This is a genomic window from Paraburkholderia humisilvae (assembly GCF_902859855.1).
Lineage (GTDB): Bacteria > Pseudomonadota > Gammaproteobacteria > Burkholderiales > Burkholderiaceae > Paraburkholderia > Paraburkholderia humisilvae.
Map to the genome: position 1 here is coordinate 1 of NZ_CADIKH010000238.1, position 2,920 is coordinate 2,920.

General features: G+C 63.4%; 5 protein-coding genes and 3 pseudogenes. 5 read left to right on the plus strand and 3 right to left on the minus strand.

Annotated features, from left to right (window positions below; all coding sequences use genetic code 11):
* Positions 1-109, minus strand: a pseudogene (locus HV796_RS41370) (IS110 family transposase); the annotation flags it as partial.
* A 198-nt stretch (positions 110-307) separates the two neighbouring features.
* On the opposite strand from HV796_RS41370, the gene HV796_RS41375 reads away from it, so the two are divergent.
* The 4 genes from HV796_RS41375 (at position 308) to HV796_RS41385 (ending at position 2,252) form a co-directional block, all read left to right on the plus strand.
* Entirely contained in the window at positions 308-562 is a 255-nt protein-coding gene (locus HV796_RS41375) for a type II toxin-antitoxin system HicA family toxin (RefSeq protein ID WP_175233434.1), read from the plus strand.
* Positions 559-1,026: a type II toxin-antitoxin system HicB family antitoxin gene (locus tag HV796_RS41380; protein WP_175233435.1), complete on the plus strand. Its 468-nt coding sequence runs from the start codon at positions 559-561 to the stop codon at positions 1,024-1,026. The genes HV796_RS41375 and HV796_RS41380 overlap by 4 nt, the downstream gene beginning before the upstream one ends.
* 15 nt (positions 1,027-1,041) lie before the next feature.
* On the plus strand, positions 1,042-1,176 hold the full coding sequence (locus HV796_RS45595) for a hypothetical protein (RefSeq protein WP_281369996.1): 135 nt from the start codon (positions 1,042-1,044) through the stop codon (positions 1,174-1,176).
* A gap of 827 nt (positions 1,177-2,003) precedes the next feature.
* A complete protein-coding gene (locus HV796_RS41385) occupies positions 2,004-2,252 on the plus strand; it encodes a helix-turn-helix domain-containing protein (RefSeq protein ID WP_246356370.1) in 249 nt (82 codons plus the stop codon).
* Here the strand turns inward: HV796_RS41385 and HV796_RS41390 are convergent.
* Positions 2,215-2,394 (minus strand): annotated as a pseudogene (locus HV796_RS41390) (IS6 family transposase); the annotation flags it as partial. The gene HV796_RS41385 and the pseudogene HV796_RS41390 overlap by 38 nt on opposite strands.
* Positions 2,346-2,561: a hypothetical protein gene (locus tag HV796_RS45775; protein WP_343053093.1), complete on the minus strand. Its 216-nt coding sequence runs from the start codon at positions 2,559-2,561 to the stop codon at positions 2,346-2,348. The pseudogene HV796_RS41390 and the gene HV796_RS45775, both read right to left, overlap by 49 nt.
* A gap of 82 nt (positions 2,562-2,643) precedes the next feature.
* On the opposite strand from HV796_RS45775, the pseudogene HV796_RS41400 reads away from it, so the two are divergent.
* A pseudogene (locus tag HV796_RS41400) lies at positions 2,644-2,838 on the plus strand (DDE-type integrase/transposase/recombinase); the annotation flags it as partial.
* Between the last annotated feature and the right edge of the window lie 82 nt (positions 2,839-2,920).

Below are 2,920 nucleotides of genomic sequence, written 5' to 3' on the forward strand. Positions count from 1 at the left end.
TCGCGAGCAATGCGCTGGCGGTGGTCGGACCGATGCCGCGCAGTTGCATGAGTCGCCTGCTGCGCTCGTCGTCGCGCGCGATTTCGCCAATCGCGCGGTCGTATTCCACGACGGCCTCCTGTGCGTCACGTCGCTGTTCGCACCTCGACTCTACGCCAGCCGTTCGACCCGAACGGGAGGGGGCCGGCTATATGATTATCAGAACCCTAGTCGCGCGTCACACGAAGCGCTTCGGACGGCGGGGCGCTGCGCGTTTTGATATCACTTTATGATTGCACGGAGATAGCGTTTTTGCTATCATGGACCTATGAAAACAAAACACGCCCGCACCCTCGCAGCGATCTTCGCGAAGCCCACACTTGGCAGCATAGTGTTTGCCGACATCGAAGCGCTGGTCAAGTCGCTCGGCGGGGACGTGATCGAGCGCGAAGGATCGCGCGTCAAGATCCTGTTGGACGGTCAGGAGTGGCGGTGTCACCGACCGCACCCCGGCAAGGAAGCGCGGCGGTATCAGGTGGAAGAAGCCAGGGAGTTTTTTGAACGAGCAGGAGTCAAGCCATGAACACCATGCAATACAGCGGTTATATGGCGCGAGTCGAATTTGATGAGCGCGACAACATATTTGTCGGGCGCGTGCTCGGCGTGAATTCAATCATCAGCTTTCACGGCGAGGCCGTCGCCGAGCTGCGCACGGCTTTTATCGAAGCCGTGGACGATTACCTCGCGGATTGCAAGGAACGCGGTGTGGCACCGGACAAGCCCGCGTCCGGCAAGTTGATGCTGCGGATCGATCCGAGCATTCACGCGGCGGTCAGCGTGGCCGCCTCGGCGGCTGGCGAGAGCATTAATCAGTGGTCGGAGGAAGTTCTCGGTCGCGCCGCGCGCGAATCGATGGAACGCACTGCCGCGCCCAAGGCGAAGACAGCGCGGGCTGCGAAGACAGCACCGACACCCAAGCGGCCGGCCGCGAAGGCTGCCAAACCTCGCACCACCAGTCGCACCCGAACTGCCCCGGCGCACGCGTAACGCGAGATAGGAACAATGAGACTGAAAGTGATCGCGCTCGTAGCGCTCATTAGCTGCGCGAGTGCCGCATTCGCCGAAGCGCCCGAAGGTGTGCAAGAGATTGCCGGTCAGATCGGCAATCCCGGCCACCGCATGTCGATGGCGGTCTAAAACCGCGTAAATCTGGCGGCGTCAGGTTGACAGCAGCGTTTCGCACGCGTCAGTAGAGGCGGCGCCGTATTGCCTTGACCTGATAGGGATGAGCAGGAAGTTGACGCTGTGGGCGTCGAAGGGAGCCCGCAGGGCGACTGGAGACGCGCGCAGCGTCACGCCATCACGCGTGCGGCCGGGAGCGTGGTAGAAACCTGGTTCGCCGAAGAAACAACAGGCGCGACACCGGTCTCAAACCGCCAAGTTCAACCCGGTGCCACGCCTCCACGGATTCCCTGATGCGGGCCATAAGGCCGGCAGGCGGAACGCATGAAGCTGCAGTATCGCATCGCTTGCGCGTCCCGTCGATTTCTCCCGGAACCTCTTCGGCGTTCTACAAGGACCGCCGATGCAGGCCACGGGCCGCCTCTTCCTGTGCGCCCGTTGCCGGGCGCAGGTGTTCATCTGTCGCCGCTGCGATCGCGGCAACCGCTATTGCGACGCCGACTGTGCGCAGGCCGCCCGGCGCGAGAACACGCGCGCGGCGGGTCACCGCTATCAGCAAAGCCGTTCCAGCCGCTTTGCACACGCGGCACGAGCCCGACGCCACCGGGTCAGATGCAAATTCGTGACGCATCACCGTTCACCCGCGTCCCCCGCGAATGATGTACTGCAGCCGGACCCGACCGACGCCGCCGTTGCGGTTGCAACCGACGCCTGCCTGGCGGCGGCGCCGACGACATCGCGCTGTCACTGTTGCGGCTGCCCGCTGCCGCTGTTCGTGCGTACCGGCTTTGTGCGTCGCCGTGGTCCTCGTTGTGTTTATCGGCGGACTACGGAGCTTCTGAATGACGATAGCAGTTGAACTGGAGGCGCAGATCCTGCGCCTGTATCACGTCGGGAAGTGGCGCTGCGGCACCATCGCCAGGCAGTTGCACGTGCATCGCGAGACGGTGCAGCGTGTGCTTGCGCATGCCGGGCTGCCTCGACACGGACCGCCCCCGCGCGCCTCGATGATCGAGCCTTACCGGCCGTTCATCCAGCAGACGCTGGAGAAGTGGTCTCGTCGACACGCCACGAGCGCCCCGCGGGTGTAGCAAAGCGGTTCCAGCGTTTGACGAACTCGGGCGTATAACACCTGACCCAGCGCAAAATCGTCGTGTGAGCCAGCGACAAACCCCGTTCGGCCATCATTTCGACCAGATCGCGCAGGCTGAGCTTGTAGCGCAGGTACCGTCGTTGATGCTTACGTAGTGCGGCTTCGCGTCCGCAATCGAGCTCGACAGCCCACTGGCCACCGAGTACAGCTCGCTGCCGTTGATCGCATCCGTGCTCGAGGCGCTGATCGCCCCGGCCGCCACGTTGGTGATCTGCCGCTCCGCGCCCGTCGCCCCCACGCTCACCACCCGGACTGGTGCCCGCAAAGCCCGTGTACTGGAGGTTACCGATCGTCGCCCCGCTCACGGGCGTGGCTGCCGTGGTGACCCGCTCGAAGCGCTCAACGCCGAGCGCTCGAAACCGGTCAAGGTCCGCCAGAGCAAGTATCTGAACAACATCGTCGAGCAGGATCACCGTGCCATCAAACGCATCGTCAGGCCGATGCCGGGTTTCAGGGATTTCCGGTGTGCTCGCATCATCCTGACCGGCATCGAGATCAATGAAATGAACGCCTCCCACCCGTGAGCATTGGCGGCCGATAGAAGAAAAGGGGACCGTCACGGGCCGACGGCACAAGAGGCAGCCAATGCAAGATCATGTAGGTCTT

Excerpts from the sequence above, each read along its gene's own strand:
- HV796_RS41375 (WP_175233434.1), top strand. The coding sequence starts at position 308 with ATGAAAACAAAACACGCCCGCACCCTCGCAGCGATCTTCGCGAAGCCC.
- HV796_RS41380 (WP_175233435.1), top strand. The coding sequence starts at position 559 with ATGAACACCATGCAATACAGCGGTTATATGGCGCGAGTCGAATTTGAT.
- HV796_RS45595 (WP_281369996.1), top strand. The coding sequence starts at position 1,042 with ATGAGACTGAAAGTGATCGCGCTCGTAGCGCTCATTAGCTGCGCGAGT.
- HV796_RS41385 (WP_246356370.1), top strand. The coding sequence starts at position 2,004 with ATGACGATAGCAGTTGAACTGGAGGCGCAGATCCTGCGCCTGTATCAC.